This window comes from Pseudomonas sp. 5Vm1k, from assembly GCF_056161485.1.
The window spans coordinates 1-23,486 of the sequence record NZ_JBSPCZ010000032.1 but is presented as its reverse complement, the minus strand read 5'-3'; the positions used below and the strand labels follow the sequence as shown (position 1 = coordinate 23,486).

The window sequence follows — 23,486 nt, the reverse complement described above, 5'->3', positions numbered from 1 at the left end:
ACAGGGAGGAATACGGGCTTTATGAACAACGCAAAACTTTTCGTCATTGAATACACCCTTCATGGCGCCCCCAAGTCTTTCATTATCCGCCTGGACAAAATGGACAACGCGGAGGCCTGGCATTGGGCGAGTTGCGATGCTGGCGTGGGTCGCATCCCGCGCTTTGGCCGTGAGAAGGTGCAAAAGACCAGCAAACCGCTGGCAGAGAAATTCGGCGTCGAGAACGTTACCTGGCGACCGGCGAGCTAAACGGTATATGGAGGACAAGGAACGTCAGAAACAAAAAGTGGAGCCAACGCGGCTCCACTTTTTTTGCTGAGTAATCAGCCATGGGCACATTTGCAGCCCTTGCTGGCGCACTCTTCACCGTGTTCGTGATGCTTGGCGCAGGCTTCGCAGCAATAGTGCTTGCCGTGACGAGCAATCGGATGCTGGCCCAGTTTGCAGGAGCATTTTGGGCAGTCGCAGGTACTTTCACTGTCGATCATGAGGCGGACTCCATTTTTGTGGTCGTCCGGTGCAACGAATGCGCACCGTATTACCAGTGTAGAAGCCAACATTGGAAAGCGTCCCCTTGTAGGAGCTGTCGAGTGAAACGAGGCTGCGATCGTTTGACGTAGGTTTTTCAAGATCAAAAGATCGCAGCCTTCGGCAACTCCTACATGGGACCGCGTTATGCCAGCCGGGTAGTGCTGCGATACATAAACACCAACGCCAGCGCCAAACACACCATCGCCACGATCCGGCTGCCGGACAACTCAATCGCCGGGTTGCCGAGCCAGCCGAAGTTGTCGATCAGCATGCCCATGCCCAGTTGCCCGACGATCACCGCCACGGTCGCCACCGCCGTGCCGACCCGGGGCACCGCGCCGACCATGACCATCATGTACACCACGCCAAACAGCGCCCCGCTGAGCTGCCATTTCGGCACGTCCAACAGGCTCACGGCGTGGGCTGGTTCAAAGAACAGAATCAGCAACCCGGAGACCACCGCACCCACCACAAAGGTCAGCAAACTGCTGCGCAACACGCCGATCGTTTCCCCCAGGCGCCCGTTGATCGCGGCCTGGACACTCAACACCGCACCGGCCGCCACGACCACTGCCAACAAAATAATCAGACTCATCTTCAACCCCTCGCGATCAGAACAAGTGCCACGACAATCAGCAGCAAGGCCAGCCAACGCTCACCGTTGACCTTTTTACGAGTCGCGCCGAACCAGCCGAAGTGGTCGATCAGCACGCTTTTACCGACCTGCCCGGAGAGGATCGCGATCATGGTCATGGCCACACCGATGTGCGGTGTGGCCAGGGTCAGCACCACCACGTAGATCGGCCCCAGAAACCCGCCGATCAACTGCCAGCGCGGTAATTCACTCAGGGCCGGACCTTGCTGCGGACCGCTGAACAGCAGCAACAGAAACAGAATCGCCGAACCGACGCCGAAGATGCTCAAGGTCGCCCACAGATGCCCGACCTGAACGCCGAGCGGCCCGAGCAAACCGGCCTCCACGGACAGGCCCATGCCAGCGAGGATGACCAGAGGCAGCAGCAATAGCCGTAGACCGGGTTTGGTGGTGGGCGTTGTGATAACGCCGGCGGTATCGATTGAAGGAGATTGCATAAGGAAAACCTGCGATTTGTCAGTTAAGACCCAGATCCTGTGGGAGCGGGCTTGCTCGCGAAGGCGGTGTATCAGTCGCCATTGATAGCGACTGACACGACCCCTTCGCGAGCAAGCCCGCTCCCACAATGGATTGTGGTGTTCTTGCTGTGTGGGTAAGGCGCGCATTATCGGCTGGCGATCCTTTGCGATAAATGGGAGCATCCGGACAACACTTTTGCGTATCTCGCACAGCAGGAATGAACATGCACGGCCTCAACGAGCTGGGATTCAAGGCACTTCGGCTGTTTGTCGCGGTGCTCGACCACGGCAGTTTTTCCGAAGTCGCCCGCCGCGAAGGCCTGGCACCCTCTTCGATTTCCCGGCAAATCCAGTTGATGGAGCAGGCCCTCAATCAGCAATTGCTCTACCGCCACACCCGCGCCGTCACGCCAACGGAAGCCGGACGCATGCTCGGGCACCACGCGCGGTTGGTGCTGGTGCAACTGGAGGAAGCCGAACAGGCGTTGCAGGAACAGCAAAGCGAGCCCAGCGGACTGGTGCGCATCAATGCACCGGTGGTGTTTGGCCAGCGGCATCTGACGCCGTGGCTGGGGCAGTTGTGCGAGCGGTATCCGAAGCTGCAACTGGATATCCAGCAACCCGACAGCTACGTCGACCCGTTGCAGGAAGGCGCCGACCTGCTGTTCCGCATCGGCCCGCTGCACGATTCGAGCATGCAGGCGCGAATCCTCGCACCCCATCGCTTTCAAGTCGCCGCGAGCCCTGCCTATCTAAAACGCCACGGCGTCCCGCAACATCCTGAAGACCTCGCCGCTCACCACTGCCTGGCCTACAAAGGCGTGACCGGTCAGCAGCGTTGGTTCTTTCGTCAGGGTCAGCAGGACTGGACGCCGTACTCGGTGAAGGGACCGATCACCGGCAACCACGCCGACACCCTGACGCAAGCCGCCGAACAGGGGCTGGGGCTGGTGATGTTTCCGTCATGGCTGATTGGCGAAGCGGTGCGCGAAGGCACGCTGGTGCCGGTGCTCGGGGATTATCAAGTGTCCAACAGCCTGGAGCCGCAGCAGATTGCCGTGCTGTGGCCGGGTAGCCGGCGGTTGTCGGTGAAGGTGCGGACGGTGATTGATTTTTATGTGGCGTGTTTTGGGGTTGTGCCGTACTGGGACAGGCCATAACAACGATGCGAATTGCTTTTGTAGGAGCCAGGCTTGCCGGCGAAGGCGCCCTCAAGTACTGACAACACACAACCCCTGTGGGAGCGGGCTTGCTCGCGAAAGCGGTCTATCTGTCACATCAATATTGAATGTGCCGCCGTCTTCGCGAGCAAGCCCGCTCCCACAGGTACATCGATGTCAGATCCGGAATTGGCCGACCAGTTTACCCAGGCGTTGACCCAGATCCGCCAGGCTACGCGATGTCTGCGCGCCCAACTGCGTTTCATCCGCCACGCTGTCCACCGCCACCGCAATCTGGTGCACGCTGCGGTTGATCTCTTCCGCCACTGCCGTTTGCTCTTCCGCAGCGCTGGCGATCTGCGCGTTCATTGAATTGATGGTGCCGATCAACTGGGCCATGGTGTCCAGCGAAGCCCCCGCTTCGTTGGCCTGGGCCGAGGTGCCGTCGCCGGCCTCGCTGGAGCGGCGCATGGCTTCGACCGCCGACTGAGTGCCCGCCTGCAAGCGGTCGATCATGCCCTGGATTTCCTGGGTGCTGATTTGCGTGCGACTGGCCAGCGCCCGCACTTCGTCCGCCACCACCGCAAAGCCACGACCGGCCTCACCGGCGCGGGCGGCTTCGATGGCGGCGTTGAGCGCCAGCAGGTTGGTCTGCTCGGCAATCGAACGGATAACCCCGAGCACGCTGACAATCGACGACACGTCTTTTTGCAGGCTGTCGAGCGACACACCGCTGGTGCGGATGTCGTCCACCAACGCATGAATCTTCACGATGCTGCCGGCCACCACACGCTTGGCGGCCTGGCCTTCGGCGTCGGTTTGCTGAGCAGCGACGGCGGCGTTTTGTGCGCTCTTGGCGACTTCTTGCGCGGCGGCGGACATCTCGTTGATCGCCGTCGCGACCTGATCCGTCTCGTGACGCTGACGCTCCATGGCCTGATCCGAGCGCTGGGCCTGATCGGACACCTGGTTCACCAGCCCGGTCAGTTGCGAGGTCATTTCGGTAATTTGACGAACGAGGCCGTGGATCTTGTCGACGAAGCGGTTGAACGAACCGGCCAATTGACCGAGTTCATCCTCGCTGGTGATGGTCAGGCGCCGGGTCAGGTCGCCCTCGCCCGCCGCGATGTCATCGAGGTTGGCTTTCATCAGGTTCAGCGGTCGCAGAATCGCGTTGGCCAGCAACATCCCCGCCGCCGCGATCACCAGCAGCACGACCACGGCAATCCCGACGATGCTCAGCACCACGCCTTCCATCCGTTCGGTGACCTTGGCCTGGACCAGTGCAACCTGGGCTTCGATGCCATCGAGGTTGACCGAGGTGCCGACCGCCATGTCCCACTTGGGCAAGTATTCGGTGTAGCCGAGCTTGGGCACCAGCACTTGGCTGTTGCCGGGCAATGGCGAGCTGTATTGCAGGTAGTGAGTGCCGTCCTTGGCGACTTTCACCAGGTCGCGGTTGACGTAGACGCCGTTCGGGTCACGGTTGTCCTTGAAGCTCTGGCCCACGCCTTCGGGGCTGTTGGACTTGAACAGGCGCACGGTGTTGGAGTCGTAGCCGAAGAAGTAGCCGTCCTTGCCGTAGCTGATGCTCGACAGCAACTTGACCACTTGGGCTCGCGCCGCGTCATCGCCGGGGGCGGCGGCGTCGTAAAGCGGTTTGATCGCAGTCATGGCCACGGCGACGTAACTTTGCAGGGTGGCCTTGGCGTCCTTGAGCAGGCTCTGGCGAGTTTCCTCGACCTCCTTGCGGGCCTGTTCCTGAAGAATGAACAGCGTGGTCAAGCTGATGATTAGCGCGAAGAGCAACACCGGGAGTACGGCAAGGGACAGGACTTTAGCCTTCAGGCTCATGCGCATGACGGTTCACTCTTTTGATTTTATTGGCGTGGTTAAAGGCGTTAACGGCAGGCCAGATCAAAAGTTGAATCGTCGGGTATCACAATCCCACTGTGGGAGCGGGCTTGCTCGCGAAGGCGTCGTGTCAGTCAATGATGATGTCGACTGACACTCCCTCTTCGCGAGCAAGCCCGCTCCCACACTTAATCTCTGTTGCCTAGAGAACCATCGCCGCCACCCAACCAAACGCCAGCAGCGGCAGGTTGTAGTGCAGGAAGGTCGGGACCACGGTGTCCCAGATGTGGTGATGCTGGCCGTCGATGTTCAAACCGGAGGTCGGGCCCAGGGTCGAGTCCGAGGCGGGCGAGCCGGTGTCGCCCAGGGCGCCGGCGGTGCCGACGATGCACACGATCGCCATCGGGCTGAACCCCAGTTGCACGCACAGCGGCACGAAGATCGCCGCGAGGATCGGTACGGTGGAGAACGACGAACCGATGCCGATGGTGACCATCAAGCCCACCAACAACATCAGCAAGGCACCAATGGCCTTGCTGTGATCGATCCAGGCCGCCGCGCTTTCGACCAGCGTGCGCACTTGCCCGGTGGCCTTGAGCACTTCGGCAAACCCCGAGGCGGCGATCATGATGAAACCGATCATCGCCATCATCTTCATGCCTTCGGTGAACAGGTCGTCGGTTTCACGCCACTTTACGATCCCCGACGCCGAGAAGATCAGGAACCCCGCCAGGGCGCCGATGATCATTGAGTCCAGCAGCAGTTGAATGATGAACGCCGCCGCGATGGCCAATCCGGCCACGCACAGGGTCAACGGGTTGTAGGCAACGCTGACCTGCTCCACCTGCTCGATTTTCGCCAGGTCGTAGACGCGTTTTTTCCGGTAGCTGAAAAACACTGCCACCAACAGACCGAACACCATCCCCATCGCCGGGATCGCCATGGCGTGCATGACGTTGATCTGGCTGATATCGACGCCGCTCTTGGCGACGTTGGCCAGCAGAATCTGGTTCAGGAAGATATTGCCGAAGCCCACCGGGAACACCATGTACGGCGTGATCAGGCCGAAGGTCATGACGCAGGCGATCAAGCGGCGATCCAGTTGCAACTTGGTCAGCACATATAGAAGCGGCGGCACCAGCAACGGAATAAAGGCGATATGTATCGGCAGAATGTTCTGCGAAGCGATCGCCACCACCCACAGCAGGCCGATCAACAGCCACTTGACCGAGCCGCCACCGTTGGCGTGCTGGCGGTCAACCATCGCCAGGGCCTTGTCCGCCAAGGCGTGGGCCAAACCGGACTTGGCAATCGCCACGGCGAAAGCGCCGAGCAAGGCGTAGGACAAGGCCACCGTCGCGCCGTTGCCGAGGCCACTGTTGAAGGCCTTGAGCGTCGCGTCGATGCCAAGGCCACCGGTCAGGCCACCGACCAAGGCGCCGATAATCAGCGCGATCACTACGTGCACGCGGGACAGGCTGAGCACCAGCATGACGCCAACCGCGGCAATTACAGCATTAATCATCGTTACCTCAAGGCAAGCGAAATGAGCCCGGCCGGCAGTCTGCGAAGAGCCGCCAGCGGAGTAAGGGATGGGTTTTATTAGAGGGCGCGCACTGTGCCGCAGAGAGGGCCTCGTGTCAAAGCGCTTGGGCTATGCCGATATTACGGATTGTGATGAACCCTGTGGCGAGGGGGCTTGCCCCCGTTCGGCTGCGCAGCAGTCGCAAAACCTTCCAATGCGGTGTGGCTGAAGGGATGCAGGGGGCCGCTTCGCGACCCAACGGGGGCAAGCCCCCTCGCCACAGGGAAGAGTTATCACCACAAAAGCAGTAGCGCAGCGAATTCAGATGACGCCATAAAGAAAGCAGTTTCGCGGCCGTTACAGTGCAAAGTCTCAGATAAATATCGAATAAGGACGTCTCCATGTCGCTCAGACAACTCTCCATCCAATGGAAAATCACCCTGCTGGCCGGGCTCTGCCTGGCGGGTATCGTGACCCTGTTGGTGGGTCTTTCGCTGTATCGCATGGAGCACAGTTCTGCGCTGGTCAAAGCGTCGAGCATGGAGATGCTCACCGAAGCCGCCCAGGCGCGGATCGAATCCCAGGGTGAAAACCAGGCGCTGAACATTCGTCAGCAATTCATGGACGCCTACCAATATGGCCACGGTTTCTCGCGTCAGGTGCTGTTCCTGCGCGATCAGGCCGAGAAGCGTTTTCTTGATGCCTTCGACCTGCGCGAAGACCTGACCCGCCAGGTCAAGTCGGCCCTGCAGGCCAACCCGGAACTGCTCGGCTTGTCCCTGGTGTTCGAAGCCAATGCGCTGGACGGCAAGGACGAACTGTTCGCCGGCCAGGCTGAGCTCGGCAGCAACGACAAGGGCCGTTTCGCCCTGTACTGGTCGCAACCGACGCCGGGCAAAGTGACGTCAATGGCACTGCCCGAAAGCGACATGGCCGACACCAGCACTGGCCCCAGCGGCGAGCCGGCCAACGCCTGGTTCACCTGCCCGCGCACCACCCTCAAACCGTGCGTGATTGAACCTTACTTCTATGTGATCGACGGCCAGAACGTGCTGATGACCAGCATCGTCTTCCCGCTGATGGTCAACGGCAAAGTCATCGCCTCGCTGTCGGTGGACATCAACCTCAACAGCCTGCAAGCAGTCAGTCAGGGCGCGAGCAAAAAGCTCTATGACGGCCAGACCAGCGTCAGCATCCTCAGCCCGGTCGGCTTGCTCGCCGGTTACAGCCCGGACGCCAGCAAACTCAGCCAGCGCCTGGATGTTGTGGACAAGACCAATGGCGCCGAACTGGTTCGTCTGCTCGGCACCAGCAGCAAAACCACCAGCCTGCACAGTAATGAGCAACTGAAAGTGCTGTCGCCGTTCCAGCCGATTCCCGGCGGCAAGTCCTGGGGCGTGTTGCTCGACGTGCCGGAGAAGGTCCTGGTAGGCCCGGCCGAAGCACTGAAACAACAACTCGATGAAAGCAACCGCGCCGGCACGCTGGTCGAACTCAGCCTGGGCGTGCTGGCCGCATTGATCGGCCTGTTGCTGGTGTGGCTGATGGCCCGCAGCGTGACCAAACCAATCCTCGGTGTGGCCCACATGCTCGAAGACATTGCCAGTGGCGAAGGTGATTTGACCCGACGCCTGGCCTACGACAAGAAGGATGAACTGGGCCAGTTGGCCGGCTGGTTCAACCGTTTCCTCGACAAGCTGCAACCGATCATCGCCGAAGTGAAACGCTCGGTGCAGGACGCGCGCAGCACCGCGGACCAATCCTCCGCCATCGCCACCCAGACCAGCGCCGGCATGGAACAGCAATACCGTCAGGTCGATCAGGTCGCCACTGCATCCCACGAAATGAGCGCCACCGCCCAGGACGTCGCCCGCAGTGCCGCCCAGGCGGCCCATGCCGCGCGCGATGCCGATCAGGCGACCCGTCAGGGTTTGACTGTGATCGACCGCACCACCACCAGCATCGATAACCTCGCCGCCGACATGAGCGCGGCGATGGTGCAAGTCGCAGGGCTGGCGGCGAACAGCGAGAAGATCGGTTCGGTGCTGGAAGTGATTCGTGCGATCGCCGAGCAGACCAACCTGTTGGCCCTGAACGCGGCGATCGAGGCGGCCCGTGCCGGTGAAGCCGGACGCGGTTTTGCCGTGGTGGCCGATGAAGTGCGCAACCTGGCGCGGCGTACTCAGGAGTCGGTCGAGGAAACCCGCCAAGTGATCGAGCAGTTACAGAGCGGCACCCAGGAAGTGGTCAGCTCGATGAACAACAGTCATCGTCAAGCTCAGGGCAGCGTCGAGCAAGTCGGCCAGGCGGTCACCGCGCTGCGCCAGATTGGCGATGCGGTAACGGTGATCAGCGACATGAACCTGCAAATCGCCAGCGCCGCGGAAGAACAGAGCGCGGTGGCCGAGGAGATCAACAACAACGTAGCGACCATCCGCGATGTCACCGAGTCACTGTCGGGGCAGGCCAATGAATCGGCGCGGGTAAGTCAGTCGCTTAACAGCCTGGCGAATCAGCAACAGAGCTTGATGGATCAGTTCCGCGTCTAACGCCGCAATCCCCTGTGGGAGCGGGCTTGCTCGCGAAAGCGGTGTGTCAGCCAAAATTGATGGTGACTGACACGCCCTCTTCGCGAGCAAGCCCGCTCCCACAGGTTCTCTAACAGGTTCTAGGGTTTGCGGGCTGGTGAGTGGATATTTGCGCGAAGCTGATTATGCTTTAAGAAGCCTCGCCGCAAAGCAAGGCTGTGTAGGAGCGAGCGGTTAGGCGATCCGACTTGCCCGCGAAGAACGATAACGCGGTGTGTCAGAGCTGACGCCATCGCGAGCAAGTTTCAGCTCCATGCTTCGCGCAACCCCATGACATCAGCCCAAGGGCCTGGGTGCGACAATAAGAGTAATGAGGTGCTCCGGCCTACAACAAGCGCACGACGGAGAACACCCATGGCCACAATCGACACCACCACCACGGGCACGGGCAGCGCGCCCCACCACGGCATCACCAAGGAGGAGCGTAAGGTCATTTTCGCCTCGTCCCTGGGCACCGTGTTCGAATGGTACGACTTCTACCTCTACGGCTCCCTCGCCGCGATCATCGCCAAGCACTTCTTTGCCGGCGTCAACGAGACAACCTCCTTCATCTTCGCCCTGCTCGCCTTCGCCGCGGGTTTCGCCGTGCGACCGTTCGGAGCGATTGTGTTCGGCCGGTTGGGCGACATGATCGGGCGCAAGCACACTTTCCTGATCACCATTGTCATCATGGGGATCTCCACGGCCGTGGTGGGTTTCCTGCCAGGCTACGAGACCATCGGCGTGGCGGCGCCGGTGATCCTGATCACCCTGCGCCTGCTGCAAGGCCTGGCACTGGGCGGTGAGTACGGCGGCGCGGCGACCTACGTCGCGGAGCATGCGCCCAAAGGCAAACGCGGTTACTTCACCTCATGGATTCAAACCACCGCGACCCTCGGCCTGTTCCTGTCGCTGCTGGTGATTCTCGCTTGCCGCACAGCACTTGGCACCGAAGCGTTCGAAGCCTGGGGCTGGCGGATTCCGTTCCTGCTGTCGATCCTGCTGCTGATTGTCTCGGTGTACATCCGCCTGCAACTCAGCGAGTCGCCGGTGTTCATGAAAATGAAGGCTGAGGGCAAGTCGTCAAAGGCGCCGCTGACTGAATCCTTCGCTCGTTGGGACAACCTGAAAATCGTGATCATGGCGCTGCTCGGCGGCACCGCTGGGCAAGCTGTCGTCTGGTACACCGGGCAGTTCTATGCGCTGTTCTTCCTGCTGCAAACCCTGAAGATCGACCCGCAAACCGCCAACTTGCTGATCGCCGGCTCGTTGCTGATCGGCACGCCGTTCTTCGTGATCTTCGGCAGCCTGTCCGACCGCATCGGCCGCAAAGGCATCATCATGGCCGGTTGCATTCTCGCGGCGGCGACCTACTTCCCGATCTTCCATGCGCTGACCCAGTACGGTAACCCCGACGTGTTCATCGCCCAGGAAAGAAACCCGGTGACGGTGATCGCCAATCAGGACCAGTGCTCGTTCCAGTTCGACCCGGTGGGCAAGGCCAAATTCACCAGTTCCTGCGACCTCGCCAAGACGCTGCTGGCGAAACGGGCCATCCCCTACAAGAACGAAAACGCCGAACCGGGCACCGTCGCCCAGGTGCGCATCGGCGATAAAGTAATCCAGAGCTTCGAAGGCAGCGGCATGCCCGCCGCCGACTTCAAGGCCAAAAACGATGCCTTCACCGCCACCCTCGGCACCGCCCTCAAGGAGGCCGGCTATCCCGAGAAGGCCGACCCGGCCAAGACCAATTACCCGATGGTGCTGCTGATGCTGACCATCCTGGTGATCTACGTGACCATGGTCTACGGCCCAATCGCCGCATGGCTGGTGGAATTGTTCCCGGCGCGCATCCGCTACACCTCGATGTCGCTGCCCTATCACATTGGTAATGGCTGGTTTGGCGGGTTCCTGCCGACGGTGGCGTTTGCCATGGTCGCGGCCACCGGGGATATCTATTACGGGTTGTGGTACCCGATTGTGATTGCGGTGATGACGGCGGTGCTGGGGATTTTCTTTATGCCGGAAACCAAGGATCGGGAGATTCATCACACATAGGGGTGGGGGTTAACTGAACACTGTGGCGAGGGAGCTTGCTCCCGCTGGACTGCGCAGCAGGCCCATTTTTGGGGGCCGCTTCGCGCCCCAGCGGGAGCAAGCTTCCTCGCCACAGGTTGCTCATTGTTTGGACTTCAGTGTCAGCGCTTGGGCAACTCGATCACGACCTTCAGCCCGCCCCACTCGCTTTCCTGCAACAGCAGCGTCCCGCCCCAGGTGTCGACGATGTCGCGCACGATGCCCAATCCCAGGCCATGCCCGTCAGTTTGTTCATCCAGCCGTGTACCGCGACTGAACACTTGGGCGCGCTGCTCTTCGGGAATGCCCGGGCCGTCGTCCTCCACACTCAGTTCAAATTTGTCGGCCATTTCGACCACACTCAAGCGAACCTCGGCGTCCGCCCATTTGCAGGCGTTATCCAGCAGGTTGCCGAGCAGTTCCAGCAAGTCCTCGCGGTCCCAGGGCAGCAGCAAACCGGCGGGTGCTCGGTAGCTCAACTCAAGATGTTCACCGTGAATCATGTTCAGCGTGGCCAGTAACCCCGGCAACTCGGCATCGCAATCAAACAACACGCCGGGCAAGGCGTCGCCGGACAGCCGGGCGCGGTTGAGTTCGCGATTAAGCCGCTGCTGAACCTGTTCCAGCTGTTGCTGGATGACCTTGCGCAGCTCCGGGTGGGCGTCGAGTTTTTCGCTGGAAGCCAGACTGAGCAACACCGCCAACGGGGTTTTCAAAGCATGCCCGAGGTTGCCCAGAGCATTGCGCGAACGCTTGAGGCTGTCTTCGGTGTGGGCCAGCAAATGGTTGATCTGCGCCACCAGCGGCTCCAGTTCCACCGGCACCTGATTATCCAGTTGCGAGCGCTGGCCCTGCTGCAATTGGGCGATTTGCTCGCGGGCCTTTTCCAGTGGACGCAAGGCGCGGCGCACGGTGATCCGTTGCAGCAGCAGAATCAGCAACAAACCCGCCAACCCGAGCCCGAGCCCGACCTGTTGCATGCGCAAAAAGCTCTCACGCACCGGCGTGTAATCCTGCGCCACGCTGATGGAAATCGACTGGCCCAGACGCCGATAGTCCGAGCGCAAGATCAGCAGTTGCTGGCCTTCCGGGCCCAGTTGCAGATTGCTGTGCAACCCGGCGTGATCAAGTTGCGGCAGCTCCTGATCCCACAACGAACGGGAGCGCCAGTGGCTGTCGGCAAAATCGATGCGAAAGTAATGCCCGGAAAACGGCCGTTGATAGGCCGGTGCCAGGTGTCGTTCATCCAGTTGCAAACCCTGGGGCCCGCGCACCAATGCAGCCAACAGGTTTTCACTGTCGTTGCGCAGCCCCGCTTCGAGGTAGCGCTGCAAACCCATCTCGAACAGCCACAAACTGGTTTGCGCCAGCACCAGGCCGACGATCACCATCACGCTGATCAAACCCAGACTCAAGCGGCGCTGGATCGACCTCACTGGGCTTGCCCGCCGAACAGGTAACCCTGGCCGCGACGGGTTTCGATCACGCTGCGCCCCAGCTTGCGCCGCAGGTGGTTGACGTGGACTTCCAGCACATTGGAATCGCGCTCGGTTTCACCGTCGTAGAGGTGTTCGGCGAGGTGGCTTTTGGAGAGGATCTGTTCAGGGTGCAGCATGAAATAACGCAGCAGGCGGAATTCTGCGGCGGTGAGTTGAATATCAGCGCCGTCGCGGGTCACGCACTGGCGACCTTCATCAAGGTGCAAGCCGTTGGCCTTGAGCGTCGGCTGGTTAGCCTGGCCGTGGGAACGACGTAACAACGCCTGGACCCGCAAGTGCAGCTCTTCGGGGTGAAAGGGTTTGCTCAGGTAATCGTCGGCGCCAGCCTTGAGGCCTTCGATGCGCTCGGCCCAGGAATCCCGCGCGGTGAGGATCAGCACCGGAGTGGACAAACCGCCGGCGCGCCATTGGGTCAGCACTTCGAGTCCCGGCAAACCCGGCAAGCCCAGGTCGAGGATGATCAGGTCATAGGGCTCGCTGCTGCCCTGGTACACCGCGTCGCGCCCGTCGGCCAGCCAGTCCACGGCGTAACCCTGGCGGTTGAGGCCGGCCATCAATTCGTCGGCCAGGGGCACGTGGTCTTCCACCAGCAGCAATCGCATCGGTCAATCTTCCTTGTCTTTCAATAAACGGCCCGTGGCGGCCTCGATATCGAGTTCGCGGACCACACCTTCGGTAGTCAGCAGTTCGACTTCATAAATGTAGACGTCGTGTTTTTCTTCGAGCTCGGCTTCCAGCAACTTGGACCCGGGATAGCGATCCAGCGCCTGTTGCAGCAATTTCTCGAGCGGCAGGATCACGCCCTGCTGACGCAGGCGCAGGGCCTCGTCCTGATCCAGGTCGCGGGCCACGACCACTGAGCAAAACGCCAGCAGCACCAATGCCATGCGTGAATATGAAAGCACCTTCATTACGTATCCTGATGATCCTTGAGAACCTGCCCGCTGACAGCGTCCAATTCCAGGTCCCACTCAATGCCCTGCGGGTCACGCAGCTCTACCTGGTAGATGTACTTGCCGTACTCTTCTTCCAGTTCGGTTTCGGTGACCTTGGCACCCGGGTGTTTGGCCAGGGCGATGGCGTTGAGCTTCTCGAAAGACACAATGGTACCAGCGTCACGCAACCTAAGGGCTTCGTCGGGGCCCAGGTCACGGGCGTGGGCGAGGCTGGTGGTCATGGCGATGATGGACGCGGTGAACAGGGGAGTCAGGGTTTTCAATTGGGGTGTCTCCGTATTTTTTATGTGTTGCGTACGGGGTGCACCTTAACGGGGCGAACTTAACTGAAACTGAATTGCCATCATTGGTCATGACAACACAGCACACACAATATGCATAAAACCTGTGGGAGCGGGCTTGCTCGCGAAAGCGGTGTGTCAGGCAACATGTGTATAGACTGACACACCGCCTTCGCGAGCAAGCCCGCTCCCACAGGGGGATTTTGGATGTCTATAATCCCCCGCTTGCCCGACATCGAGACCGGTATGACCGCTATCCACATCAAGTTCCCGTCCCTGACCCTCAAGGCCGGCCCCCGGGCCTTCGCGCGCATTCGTGAAAACGGCCTGAGCGCCGCCGATGTCGGCACGCTGCCGGGAGCTGCCGGTGGACCCAAGGCGTTAGGGATTCAAGGTCTGGACCTGGCGCTGTTCGGCGAATGGCTGCCGGCGGCACCGCGAGAGCGTTCGTTGATTGGTGCGTCGGTCGGTTCCTGGCGGTTTGCCAGCGCTTGCTTGCCGGACGCCGCCGAAGGCATTCGCCGGCTCGGTCATCTGTACACCGAGCAGAATTTCGATAAGGGCGTGACCATGGCGCAGATCAGCCAGAGCTCCCGGCGTATGCTCGATGAGCTGCTGGACGGGCGCGACGCCACGATCCTCGACAACGCCCATTACCGATTGAACATCATGGTGGTCAAGAGCCACGGCCTGCTCGCCCATGACCATCGCGGTCGCCTGGGGCTGGGCCTGTCGTCGGTGATCGCCGACAACCTGCGAGGTCGCGCACGGCTGTCGCGACATTTCGAGCGCCTGATCATCCATGACCCGCGCCTGGCGCCGCCGGTCAACGCGCTGAATGACTTCCCGTCGCGCTTCGTCGCCCTCAATGCCGGCAATCTGCGCCAGGCGTTGCTGGCGTCGGGCTCGATCCCGATGGTCATGGAAGGCGTGCGTGACTTGCCCGGTGCCGGCGCCGGGACCTTCCGCGACGGCGGTTTGCTGGACTATCACCTGGACTTGCCCTACAGCGGCAACGACATCGTGCTCTATCCGCACTTCACCGACCGGATCATTCCCGGCTGGTTCGACAAGACCCTGCCGTGGCGCCGCGCCTGTCCGGCGCGCTTGCAGGATGTCCTGCTGCTGTCGCCGTCGAAGGAATACTTGGCGCGCCTGCCCTACGGCAAGTTGCCGGACCGGAACGACTTCAAACGCTTTATGGGCGATGCCCCGAGCCGGCAGAAATACTGGCGCGCAGCGATGGAGGAAAGCCGCCGCATGGGCGACGAGTTCCTCGAACTGGCCGCCAGTGGTCGCCTCGGCGAGCGCTTGCTGACCCTTTAGTCAGTGTTTTGCCCGGCGCTCTGGTAAACTCGCCGCCTGCCCACATCGCCGCGGCGATCGCCACCTGACAGAGCTGAAAATCACTGTGGAAATTTTCAAAGAGTTTACGTTCGAATCCGCCCACCGCCTGCCCCACGTACCGGACGGCCACAAGTGCGGTCGCCTGCACGGTCACTCGTTCAAAGTGGCGATCCACTTGAGCGGCGACCTTGATCCGCATACCGGCTGGATCCGCGACTTCTCGGAAATCAAGGCGATCTTCAAGCCGTTGTATGAGCGTCTGGACCATAACTATTTGAACGACATTCCTGGTCTGGAAAACCCGACCAGTGAAGTGCTGGCCAAGTGGATCTGGACCGAGTTGAAGCCACTGCTGCCGGAACTCAGCGCGATTCGTATCCATGAGACGTGCACCAGCGGTTGCATTTATCACGGCGAATAAAACAGCTGATTCAGAAGAACCACCGGCGACGGTGGTTTTTTTATGCCTGTCGTTTCGCCCTCGCGCCGAGTACAGTCAGGCCCCATCCTTGGCCCAAAGGAACCCGTCTCATGTCGCCGCTTATTCGTCCCGCTACGCTTGAGGATATCGCGCAGATCGAAGCCATCGTCGAGGCGGCTTACTCGCCTTACATCGAGCGTATCGGCCGTAAACCCGCGCCGATGCTGGATGACTACGCCAGTCAGGTGCTGGCCCGGCGCGTACATGTGCTCGCAGATGAACAGGCGCTTAGCGGCTTTGTGGTGCTGATCGACACCGAAGAGTACTTGCTGCTGGACAACATCGCGGTCAACCCTACGGTCACGGGCCAAGGCCTTGGCCGGCAGTTGCTGGAGTTCGCCGAACGCCACGCACGGGAAGCGGGTTACCCGACAATCCGGCTCTACACCAACGAAGCCATGAGCGAAAACATCACGTTGTACACCCGCCGCGGGTATGTCGAAACCCACCGGGTCGAGGAGAACGGCTTGCGTCGGGTGCACATGAGCAAAGTGCTGGACTGAAACCCACTCAACACCTGTGGGAGCGGGCTTGCTCGCGAAGGCGGTACATCAGTCACCATTGATGTTGGCTGACACGGCCTCTTCGCGAGCAAGCCCGCTCCCACAAGGAAGAATGCGTTTCGTCAGTTGCTGCATTAGCCACCCCCATAGATGCCTATGCTTTTTGGCTCCCCCACGCCAAGAGGACACCCCCATGACTGACTGGCCTCTGCCTCAAACCTATCGCTTCAACGGGCACTCGGTTCGCTATGCCGTACGCGGCGACGGCCCGCCGTTGGTGTTCGTGCATGGCACGCCCTTCTCTTCCTACGTTTGGCATCGCATTGCGCCGCATTTCATCGCCACGCACCGGGTGCATTACTTTGATCTGCTGGGGTATGGGCAATCCGAAAAAGTTGAGGCCGATGTGTCCCTCGGTGTGCAGAACGAGCTGCTGGCCCAGCTGTTGGACCATTGGGGGCTGGAGCGGCCAGACGTGGTGGCCCACGATTTCGGCGGCGCCACCGCCCTGCGCGCGCACCTGCTGAACGGCAAAAACTACCGCAGCCTGACCTTGATCGACCCAGTGGCGCTGACGCCCTGGGGCTCGCCGTTCGTGCAGCATGTGCGCCAGCATGAAGCGGCGTTCAGCGGACTGCCTGATTACATCCAGCGGGCCATCGTGCCGACCTACATTCGCGGCGCGATTAAACGCGAGATTCCCGATCATGAACTGGCGCCCTATGTGCAGCCGTGGCTGGGGGAACCTGGGCAAGCGGCGTTCTATCGGCAGATCGCGCAGATGGATGAGCGCTATACCCGCGAGGCCGAAGGGCTGTACCCGACGATTCGTTGCCCGGTGCAGATTCTCTGGGGTGAGGATGATCAGTGGATTCCCATCGAACGTGGGCAGGCGCTGCACCGGATGATCCCGGGGTCGCAGTTTCAGGCGATTCCGAATGCCGGGCATCTGGTGCAGGAAGACGCGCCGGAAGCGATCGTCGCGGCGCTGCTGCGGTTTCTGCCCTTGGCCGAATGATGATCGTTCCCACGCTCCGCGCGGGAATGCAGCCCGGGACGCTCAGCGTCCCATCAAGTGCCGAACGCGGAGCGTCCGTTGAGGCATTCCCCCGCAGAGCGTGGGAACGATCAACATCCCCCTGACGAAACCATATCCCCCTGTGGGAGCGGGCTTGCTCGCGAAAGCGTTGGCACATCCAACATTGATGTGACTGACACACCGCTTTCGCGAGCAAGCCCGCTCCCACATGGGTCTTGTGTTCCGCCATCTGCACCGCTTTCGCGCCCTGATACCCCGCCTCGTCTATAAATAACCCCACCACCCCACGCTTGGCACGACCACTGCAACCCCCTTCGCGTCTCTCATCCAGCAAGGAACGCCCCATGACGCAGAACGATCCGGGTAACGATTACCCCCTCAGCGAAGTCCCGATGCACGCCCGCAAGGGCCTCGCCTCCACGGCCATGGTGCTGCTGGGTTTCACCTTCTTCACCGCAACCATGTTTGCCGGCGGCAAGCTCGGGGTCGCGTTCAGTTTTGCCGAGATGTTGGCGGTGATTGTCGTCGGCAATTTGCTGTTGGGCATCTACGCCGCAGGCCTTGGCTACATCGCCTTCAAGAGCGGTCTCAACTCGGTGTTGATGGGCCGCTTCTGCTTCGGTGAAGTCGGCAGCAAGCTCAGTGACTTGATCCTCGGCTTCACCCAGATCGGCTGGTACGCCTGGGGCACGGCCACGGCCGCCGTGGTGCTGGGCAAGTATTTCGAGCTGGACGAGGGCACGGTGCTCGGGCTGATGGTGTTGTTCGGGATGGTGTTTTGCGCGACCGCGTATGTCGGTTATCGCGGGCTGGAGATTCTGTCGTACATCGCGGTGCCGGCGATGATGTTGTTGCTGATGCTGTCGATGTGGGTCGCAACGGTCAAAGTCGGCGGGCTCGATGGGTTGCTAGCCGTGGCACCGACCGGATCGCTGGACTGGTCAACGGCGATTACCCTCGTGTTCGGCACCTTCGTCAGCGGCGCCACCCAGGCGACCAACTGGACACGCTTCTCCCGTTCCGCGCGAGTCGCGGTGCTGGCAAGCCTGATCGGCTTTTTCATCGGCAATGGCCTGATGGTGCTGATCGGCGCCTACGGGGCCATCGTCTATCAGCAGCCGGACGTGGTCGAAGTGCTGCTGTTACAAGGTTTCGCCATGGCGGCGATGGCGATGCTGCTGCTCAATATCTGGAGCACCCAGGACAACACCATCTACAACTTCGCCGTCGCCGGTTGCAACCTGTTGCGCACCGGGCGGCGCAAAACCGTGACCCTGGCCGGCGCGGTGATCGGCACCTTGCTGGCGCTGCTCGGCATGTACGACATGCTGGTGCCTTACCTGATTTTGCTCGGCACGGTGATTCCGCCGATTGGCGGCGTGATCATGGCGGATTTTTTCTTCCGTTATCGCGGTCAATATCCACGTCTGGCGGATGCCCGGCTGCCGGCGTTCAACTGGCCCGGCCTGAGTGCTTATGCGGTCGGCACAATCGCCGCGTTCGGCTCGCCGTGGGTCGCGCCGCTGGTAGGCATTGCCGCTGCCGCGCTAACGTATGTGATATTGACCGGAGTGCTGGGTGTCCGCACTGCCGATGCACCATTACAAGATCTCTAAAAGGATTCGCCTGATGCACATCATCAACGCCCGCCTGCGCAACCAAGAAGGCCTGCATGAGTTGCACCTGGAAAACGGCCTGATCAGCAACATCGCCCGTCAGACCGAAGCCCCGACCCTGGGCCCCGACGACCTGGACGCCGGTGGCAACCTGGTGGTGCCGCCCTTCGTCGAGCCGCACATTCACCTCGACGCTACGCTGACGGCTGGCGAGCCGCGCTGGAACATGAGCGGCACGCTGTTCGAAGGCATCGAATGCTGGGGCGAGCGCAAGGCGACTATCACCCTGGAAGACACCAAGACCCGCGCCAAAAAAACCATCCAGACCTTGGCCGCCCATGGCATCCAGCATGTGCGCACCCACGTCGATGTCACTGACCCGACCCTGACCGCGCTCAAGGCGATGCTCGAAGTGCGCGAAGAAAGCCGTCACCTGATCGACCTGCAGATCGTCGCGTTCCCCCAGGAAGGCATCGAGTCCTACCGCAACGGTCGGGAGCTGATGGAAGAAGCCATTCGCATGGGCGCCGATGTAGTCGGCGGCATCCCGCATTTCGAGTACACCCGGGATCAGGGCGTGAGTTCGGTGAAATTCCTGATGGACCTGGCCGAGCGCACCGGTTGCCTGGTGGACGTGCACTGCGATGAAACCGACGACCCGCATTCACGCTTCCTCGAAGTGCTGGCCGAAGAAGCCCGCAGCCGCGACATGGGCTCGCGAGTCACCGCCAGCCACACCACGGCAATGGGTTCCTACGACAACGCGTACTGCGCCAAGCTGTTCCGGTTGCTTGGGCACTCGGGGATCAGTTTTGTCTCCTGCCCCACCGAAAGCATTCACCTGCAAGGACGCTTCGACAACTTCCCGAAACGCCGTGGCGTGACTCGGGTCAACGAGTTGCTGGAAGCGGGCATGAACGTCTGTTTCGGCCAGGATTCGATCGTCGATCCGTGGTACCCACTGGGCAACGGCAACATTCTGCGAGTGCTCGAAGCGGGCCTGCACATTTGCCACATGCTCGGTTACCGCAACCTGCAAAGTGCGCTGGATCTGGTGACGGATAACAGCGCCAAGGCGATGGCCCTGGGGGATCGTTATGGCCTGGAGCGCGGGCGACCGGCGAATCTGCTGATTCTGTCGGCGGACAGTGATTACGAGGTGATTCGCAGCCAGGGCTTGCCGCTGTATTCGATTCGCGGCGGGGAAGTGTTGATGAAGCGGCAGATGCCGGTGGTGGAATGGGCGAATCAACCCTAAATCTCTATTGAATGAGCGGGCCTCTTCGCGAGCAAGCCCGCTCCCACATTAGGTCTGTGTCGAACACAAAGTGTGTGTCCACTGAAGATCCCATGTGGGAGCGGGCTTGCTCGCGAAGGCAATCTTGAATTCACCCCATCAACCGCGCCGTGCCGAACAACCTCACCCGACTCAATTCACCGCCCTGCTCTTCCAAAAGAATCGGCGCCGTCCCACCAGACATGACCACGTTCACTTCCCCCGCCGTCACCCATCCCACCCGCCAGGCCGCACAAGCCACCGCACTGGCGCTGGTGCCCGACGATGCCGTCGGCCCTTCCCCACGCTCAAACACCCGCGCCACCACACGACCTTCAGACTCAAGCAGCGCCCATTGCAGATTCACCCCCGCCGCACATGGTTGCCCTGCCCCGGTCGGCATGGCGTAGGCGATACGCGTCAGCCCTTCAGACAAACCCGGTGCACGCATTTGCTGATTGCTCGGCAATGCTTCGACACCGGAGACCAACGTCACGCAATGAGGATTGCCGACCCGCACAAACTGGCTACGGCACCATGCCGGATCGAGCGCCGACAACGGCTGCACATGGCTGACCTCGCGGCCATTCAACGTCTCGTTTTCAACACCGTCCGCGCCCACCGCTTGCGGCCCGAACGAAGGTTTGCCCAAGTCCAGCCAGAAGCCGTGCACGCCATCGACCTCGGCTGGTTTCACGGAAGTCTCAACCGGTGAAACCGCATCGCTTTTGTCGTGATGAACCCGGAGCACACACGGTCCCTCCTTCGGCAGCAAACCTTGCTCACTGAGCGCCTGGGAGAAAATCGTCAAGCCATTGCCACTGCGCTCGGCCAGGGTGCCGTCGGTATTGACGATCAGCAGATCAAAGGGCGGCGAGGATTGAAACGGGCCGACCAGCAAGCCGTCGCAGCGATGAACTTTGCTGCCGGGTGGCTGGGTTCCGGGCGCCCAGCCGCAGAATGCCTCGATGGCCGACAATGCCCAGGCTTCACGGGTGTGTGCCGCGTCGCGGGCCTGCTCTGGCACATTGATGCCGCTACGTCGCACAGCGTCAGGCGCCACAACTGCATAAATATTGCCCCGAGCATCGTAGAACGGCGTCATGGATCGGTCCTGCAGTCAGTGTGAAAAGTGCCTGTACTGTAGCGTCAAATCCCGGCGGTGAAATACCGCCCCGGCGTCACCCCGAACGTGCGGCGGAACATCGCAATAAACGCACTGACATTGTCGTACCCCAGTTCCAGCGCAATGGTCGTCACCGGCACCTCCGCCGCCAGCAATTCCAGCGCTCGCAACAATCGCGCGCGCTGGCGCCATTGGCTGAAGGTGAAGCCGGTTTCGCTGACGAAACGCCGGGCCAGGGTGCGTGCCGACACCCCGCCCCACTGCGCCCAGTTTTCCAGCGAGCGGTTGTCGGCCAGGTCATCGGCCAGCGCTTGAGTGATCCGGCGCAATCGCAGATCGCGGGGCAGCGGCAGGCCGAAAGGCTCGCTGGGCAGTGCAGCAATTTCATCGAGAATCAGTTGGGCGACCCGCTCCTGTCGCTGATCCCGTTCTCTGTCGCCCCAGGTCGCGGCGCGGTCCACAGCTTCCCGGAGCAGGCCCGAGGTGGCGATGATGCAAGGTTGCCCAGGCAAACCGATACAAGCAGACGCCGCTACGTAGACGCTCCAGCCATGGAACGGGCCATGGGAGCGCAAACCGTGCAGGCAGTCCGGTGGAACCCACACCGCGTGGGTGGCCGGCACCACCCAGTGATGATCTGCCGCGTCCACCGACAACAACCCGCGCCGCGCCCCCAGCAATTGCCCACGAGCATGCTGGTGCAAGGTACTCTGGCGCTCGACGGGACTGTCCAGCGTGACCGCGATTACCTGCGCCGCTGTGGAAGATTGCGCCAGCTCTGTGGATATCAGCGGTTTCACCATTGGCAGTTTTACGTTATCGAATGACCCGAATGACGCAGTTTAGCCATGAATAACGTTTTAGGCTGAACCCTCATTCAACAGGAGTCATCGTTATGCGCGCCGAAGACCTGCTTCCCGACCATCTCGACCAAGGCCAATTCAACGGCACCACTGTGCGCAAAGGCACGGTCGGGGCTTTTCTGATCAATGCGCGGATGCTGGCCGATCCGGGGGCCAGCGATGAACATCGGCGCCAGGCCGAGCAGGACATTGTCGAGGCCTTGCCGGCGCTGAAAGCGCTGGGTTTGTTCGAGATTTTGCAAGTGCGTGACGAACGCCTGCGCCAATTGTGCGAACGCGGCTGACACCCGCGCTCGCGATTGAGGGTAAGGCTGTGCAAGGATGTCAGCCTGCCTGACCGCGAACCGCTGCGGACACTGATCGAACCTGACCGGTAAGTCACTGTCCCTTGGGTACGCGACGTTTTTTGCCAAGGATCGATATGACCAACCTCAACACCCCCACCTCTTTTGTTCCCGGACGCCTGGAACAGATGTCCACGCGCATCGCTTTTTTCATCGCCGGTTTCGGCATCGCCGCGTGGGCGCCGTTGGTGCCATATGCCAAAGCGCGAGCCGGACTGGATGAAGGGACGCTCGGTTTGCTGCTGTTGTGCCTGGGGGTGGGGTCGATTATTGCGATGCCGGTGGCGGGAATTCTGGCAACGCGGTTTGGCTGTCGTCGCGTAGTGAGCGCCGGGGTTTTGCTGATTTGCGCGGCGCTGCCGCTGTTGGCGACGGTGTCGTCGATACCGGCGTTGATTGCGGCGCTGTTCATGTTTGGCGCGGGGCTGGGTACGGTGGATTCGACGGTTAACTTGCAAGCGGTGATCGTCGAGCGCGCCAGCGGCAAGACCATGATGTCGGGTTTCCATGGCTTGTTCAGCCTGGGCGGGATCGTCGGTGCAGCAGGTGTCAGCGCCCTGCTCGGCCTCGGTGTTTCGCCCCTCGGCGCGACGCTGGTGGTGGTTGTGATGTTGATCGCCGCATTGCTGAAAGCGGTGCCGCATCTGTTGCCTTATGGCAGTGAAAGCTCAGGCCCGGCGTTCGCCGTACCCCATGGCATCGTGCTGTTTATCGGCATGATGTGTTTCATCGTGTTCCTCACCGAAGGCGCGGTGCTCGACTGGAGCGCGGTGTTCCTGGCCTCCGAGCGCGGGATCGACACGGCATACGCCGGACTGGGTTATGCCGCGTTTGCACTGACCATGACCGCCGGGCGTTTGACCGGGGATGCGATTGTGCGCCGCCTGGGCGCGACAAAGGTGATGGTGTTTGGTGGGCTGATCGCCGCAGTGGGCCTGGCGCTGGCGACATTCGCACCGACCTGGGAGGCGGCGCTGGTGGGTTATGCACTGGTCGGCGCAGGGTGTTCGAACATCGTGCCGGTGCTGTACACCGCGGTGGGCAAACAGACTGTGATGCCAGAAAGCATCGCTGTGCCGGCCATCACTACCCTCGGTTATGCAGGGATCCTCGCCGGACCTGCGCTGATCGGGTTTATCGCCCATGGCAGCAGTTTGAGTTTTGCCTTTGGGCTGATGGCGGTGTTACTGGTGGCGGTGGCCATTGGCGGGAAAGTACTGAAGGTCTGAACAGCTTCGCGAGCAGGCTCGCTCCCACAAGGGATCTCTGGTGAACACAGGATTTGTGTACGACGCAGATCCAATGTGGGAGCGGGCTTGCTCGCGAAAG

At 61.2% G+C, this 23,486-nt stretch carries 22 protein-coding genes and 3 pseudogenes; 13 read left to right on the top strand and 12 right to left on the bottom strand.

Annotated features, from left to right (window positions below):
• Window positions 1–21 precede the first annotated feature (21 nt).
• A complete protein-coding gene (locus tag ACWIKB_RS32565; RefSeq protein WP_054051602.1) occupies window positions 22–249 on the top strand; it encodes a DUF6555 family protein in 228 nt (75 codons plus the stop codon).
• A gap of 74 nt (window positions 250–323) precedes the next feature.
• On the opposite strand, the gene ACWIKB_RS32560 is transcribed toward ACWIKB_RS32565, so the two are convergent.
• The 3 genes from ACWIKB_RS32560 to ACWIKB_RS32550 all read right to left on the bottom strand — a co-directional run bounded on the left by ACWIKB_RS32560 (window position 324) and on the right by ACWIKB_RS32550 (window position 1,623).
• Window positions 324–488: a metallothionein gene (locus ACWIKB_RS32560; RefSeq protein WP_475271521.1), complete on the bottom strand. Its 165-nt coding sequence runs from the start codon at window positions 486–488 to the stop codon at window positions 324–326.
• A gap of 185 nt (window positions 489–673) precedes the next feature.
• A complete protein-coding gene (locus ACWIKB_RS32555; RefSeq protein WP_475271520.1) occupies window positions 674–1,126 on the bottom strand; it encodes a DMT family transporter in 453 nt (150 codons plus the stop codon).
• Window positions 1,127–1,128: 2 nt separating this feature from the next.
• Window positions 1,129–1,623 (bottom strand): DMT family transporter, encoded by a 495-nt coding sequence (locus tag ACWIKB_RS32550; protein WP_475271519.1) that lies wholly within the window; start codon window positions 1,621–1,623, stop codon window positions 1,129–1,131.
• Window positions 1,624–1,868: 245 nt separating this feature from the next.
• Here ACWIKB_RS32550 and ACWIKB_RS32545 point away from each other — a divergent pair, with 245 nt between their 5' ends.
• Window positions 1,869–2,804, top strand: a complete 936-nt coding sequence (locus tag ACWIKB_RS32545) for a LysR family transcriptional regulator (RefSeq protein ID WP_475271518.1) — start codon at window positions 1,869–1,871, stop codon at window positions 2,802–2,804.
• 177 nt (window positions 2,805–2,981) lie between these two features.
• Here ACWIKB_RS32545 and ACWIKB_RS32540 read toward each other — a convergent pair.
• The 3 genes and pseudogenes from ACWIKB_RS32540 to ACWIKB_RS32530 all read right to left on the bottom strand — a co-directional run.
• Window positions 2,982–3,479: pseudogene (locus ACWIKB_RS32540) on the bottom strand (methyl-accepting chemotaxis protein); the annotation flags it as partial.
• A gap of 408 nt (window positions 3,480–3,887) precedes the next feature.
• A pseudogene (locus ACWIKB_RS32535) lies at window positions 3,888–4,658 on the bottom strand (cache domain-containing protein); the annotation flags it as partial.
• 202 nt (window positions 4,659–4,860) lie between these two features.
• Entirely contained in the window at window positions 4,861–6,180 is a 1,320-nt protein-coding gene (locus ACWIKB_RS32530) for a Na+/H+ antiporter family protein (protein WP_475271536.1), read from the bottom strand.
• Window positions 6,181–6,584: 404 nt separating this feature from the next.
• Between ACWIKB_RS32530 and ACWIKB_RS32525 the strand changes: the two are divergent.
• From ACWIKB_RS32525 to ACWIKB_RS32515, 3 genes and pseudogenes are all read left to right on the top strand, one after another.
• Window positions 6,585–7,874 (top strand): annotated as a pseudogene (locus ACWIKB_RS32525) (PDC sensor domain-containing protein); the annotation flags it as partial.
• 102 nt (window positions 7,875–7,976) lie between these two features.
• Window positions 7,977–8,732: a methyl-accepting chemotaxis protein gene (locus ACWIKB_RS32520; protein ID WP_475271535.1), complete on the top strand. Its 756-nt coding sequence runs from the start codon at window positions 7,977–7,979 to the stop codon at window positions 8,730–8,732.
• Between the two features lie 393 nt (window positions 8,733–9,125).
• Window positions 9,126–10,808, top strand: coding sequence for an MFS transporter (locus ACWIKB_RS32515; protein WP_475271517.1), 1,683 nt, complete (start codon window positions 9,126–9,128; stop codon window positions 10,806–10,808).
• 140 nt (window positions 10,809–10,948) lie between these two features.
• Here ACWIKB_RS32515 and ACWIKB_RS32510 read toward each other — a convergent pair whose 3' ends face one another.
• Genes ACWIKB_RS32510 through ACWIKB_RS32495 form a run of 4 tightly spaced genes read right to left on the bottom strand, consistent with a single transcriptional unit; the run spans window position 10,949 to window position 13,544 of the window.
• Window positions 10,949–12,262: a sensor histidine kinase gene (locus ACWIKB_RS32510; RefSeq protein ID WP_475271516.1), complete on the bottom strand. Its 1,314-nt coding sequence runs from the start codon at window positions 12,260–12,262 to the stop codon at window positions 10,949–10,951.
• The gene (locus ACWIKB_RS32505) at window positions 12,259–12,927 is read right to left on the bottom strand and encodes a response regulator transcription factor (RefSeq protein ID WP_123409931.1); all 669 of its coding nucleotides are present in this window, start codon (window positions 12,925–12,927) and stop codon (window positions 12,259–12,261) included. The genes ACWIKB_RS32510 and ACWIKB_RS32505 overlap by 4 nt, the downstream gene beginning before the upstream one ends.
• Window positions 12,928–12,930: 3 nt before the next feature.
• On the bottom strand, window positions 12,931–13,236 hold the full coding sequence (locus tag ACWIKB_RS32500; RefSeq protein ID WP_475271515.1) for a PepSY domain-containing protein: 306 nt from the start codon (window positions 13,234–13,236) through the stop codon (window positions 12,931–12,933).
• On the bottom strand, window positions 13,236–13,544 hold the full coding sequence (locus tag ACWIKB_RS32495; RefSeq protein ID WP_475271514.1) for a PepSY domain-containing protein: 309 nt from the start codon (window positions 13,542–13,544) through the stop codon (window positions 13,236–13,238). Before ACWIKB_RS32495 ends, ACWIKB_RS32500 begins: the two co-directional genes overlap by 1 nt.
• A gap of 264 nt (window positions 13,545–13,808) precedes the next feature.
• Between ACWIKB_RS32495 and ACWIKB_RS32490 the strand changes: the two genes are divergently transcribed.
• From ACWIKB_RS32490 to codA, 6 genes are all read left to right on the top strand, one after another.
• Window positions 13,809–14,888, top strand: coding sequence for a patatin-like phospholipase family protein (locus tag ACWIKB_RS32490; RefSeq protein ID WP_475271534.1), 1,080 nt, complete (start codon window positions 13,809–13,811; stop codon window positions 14,886–14,888).
• An 85-nt stretch (window positions 14,889–14,973) separates the two neighbouring features.
• Window positions 14,974–15,330 (top strand): 6-carboxytetrahydropterin synthase QueD, encoded by a 357-nt coding sequence (queD, locus tag ACWIKB_RS32485; RefSeq protein WP_201190933.1) that lies wholly within the window; start codon window positions 14,974–14,976, stop codon window positions 15,328–15,330.
• A gap of 110 nt (window positions 15,331–15,440) precedes the next feature.
• A complete protein-coding gene (locus tag ACWIKB_RS32480; protein ID WP_475271513.1) occupies window positions 15,441–15,893 on the top strand; it encodes a GNAT family N-acetyltransferase in 453 nt (150 codons plus the stop codon).
• A gap of 193 nt (window positions 15,894–16,086) precedes the next feature.
• Window positions 16,087–16,911 (top strand): alpha/beta fold hydrolase, encoded by an 825-nt coding sequence (locus ACWIKB_RS32475; protein WP_475271512.1) that lies wholly within the window; start codon window positions 16,087–16,089, stop codon window positions 16,909–16,911.
• A 365-nt stretch (window positions 16,912–17,276) separates the two neighbouring features.
• A complete protein-coding gene (gene codB / locus ACWIKB_RS32470) occupies window positions 17,277–18,548 on the top strand; it encodes a cytosine permease (RefSeq protein WP_475271511.1) in 1,272 nt (423 codons plus the stop codon).
• A gap of 13 nt (window positions 18,549–18,561) precedes the next feature.
• A complete protein-coding gene (codA, locus tag ACWIKB_RS32465) occupies window positions 18,562–19,806 on the top strand; it encodes a cytosine deaminase (RefSeq protein WP_475271510.1) in 1,245 nt (414 codons plus the stop codon).
• 130 nt (window positions 19,807–19,936) lie between these two features.
• Here the strand turns inward: codA and ACWIKB_RS32460 are convergent, their stop codons facing one another.
• Both ACWIKB_RS32460 and ACWIKB_RS32455 read right to left on the bottom strand, forming a co-directional pair.
• Window positions 19,937–20,929, bottom strand: a complete 993-nt coding sequence (locus ACWIKB_RS32460) for a diaminopimelate epimerase (protein ID WP_475271509.1) — start codon at window positions 20,927–20,929, stop codon at window positions 19,937–19,939.
• A gap of 44 nt (window positions 20,930–20,973) precedes the next feature.
• Window positions 20,974–21,753 (bottom strand): AraC family transcriptional regulator, encoded by a 780-nt coding sequence (locus ACWIKB_RS32455; RefSeq protein ID WP_475271508.1) that lies wholly within the window; start codon window positions 21,751–21,753, stop codon window positions 20,974–20,976.
• A 92-nt stretch (window positions 21,754–21,845) separates the two neighbouring features.
• Here ACWIKB_RS32455 and ACWIKB_RS32450 point away from each other — a divergent pair, with 92 nt between their 5' ends.
• Together ACWIKB_RS32450 and ACWIKB_RS32445 are read left to right on the top strand one after the other, a co-directional pair.
• Window positions 21,846–22,097, top strand: coding sequence for a hypothetical protein (locus tag ACWIKB_RS32450; protein ID WP_475271507.1), 252 nt, complete (start codon window positions 21,846–21,848; stop codon window positions 22,095–22,097).
• Between the two features lie 137 nt (window positions 22,098–22,234).
• Entirely contained in the window at window positions 22,235–23,386 is a 1,152-nt protein-coding gene (locus ACWIKB_RS32445; RefSeq protein WP_475271506.1) for an MFS transporter, read from the top strand.
• The last annotated feature ends 100 nt before the right edge of the window (window positions 23,387–23,486 follow it).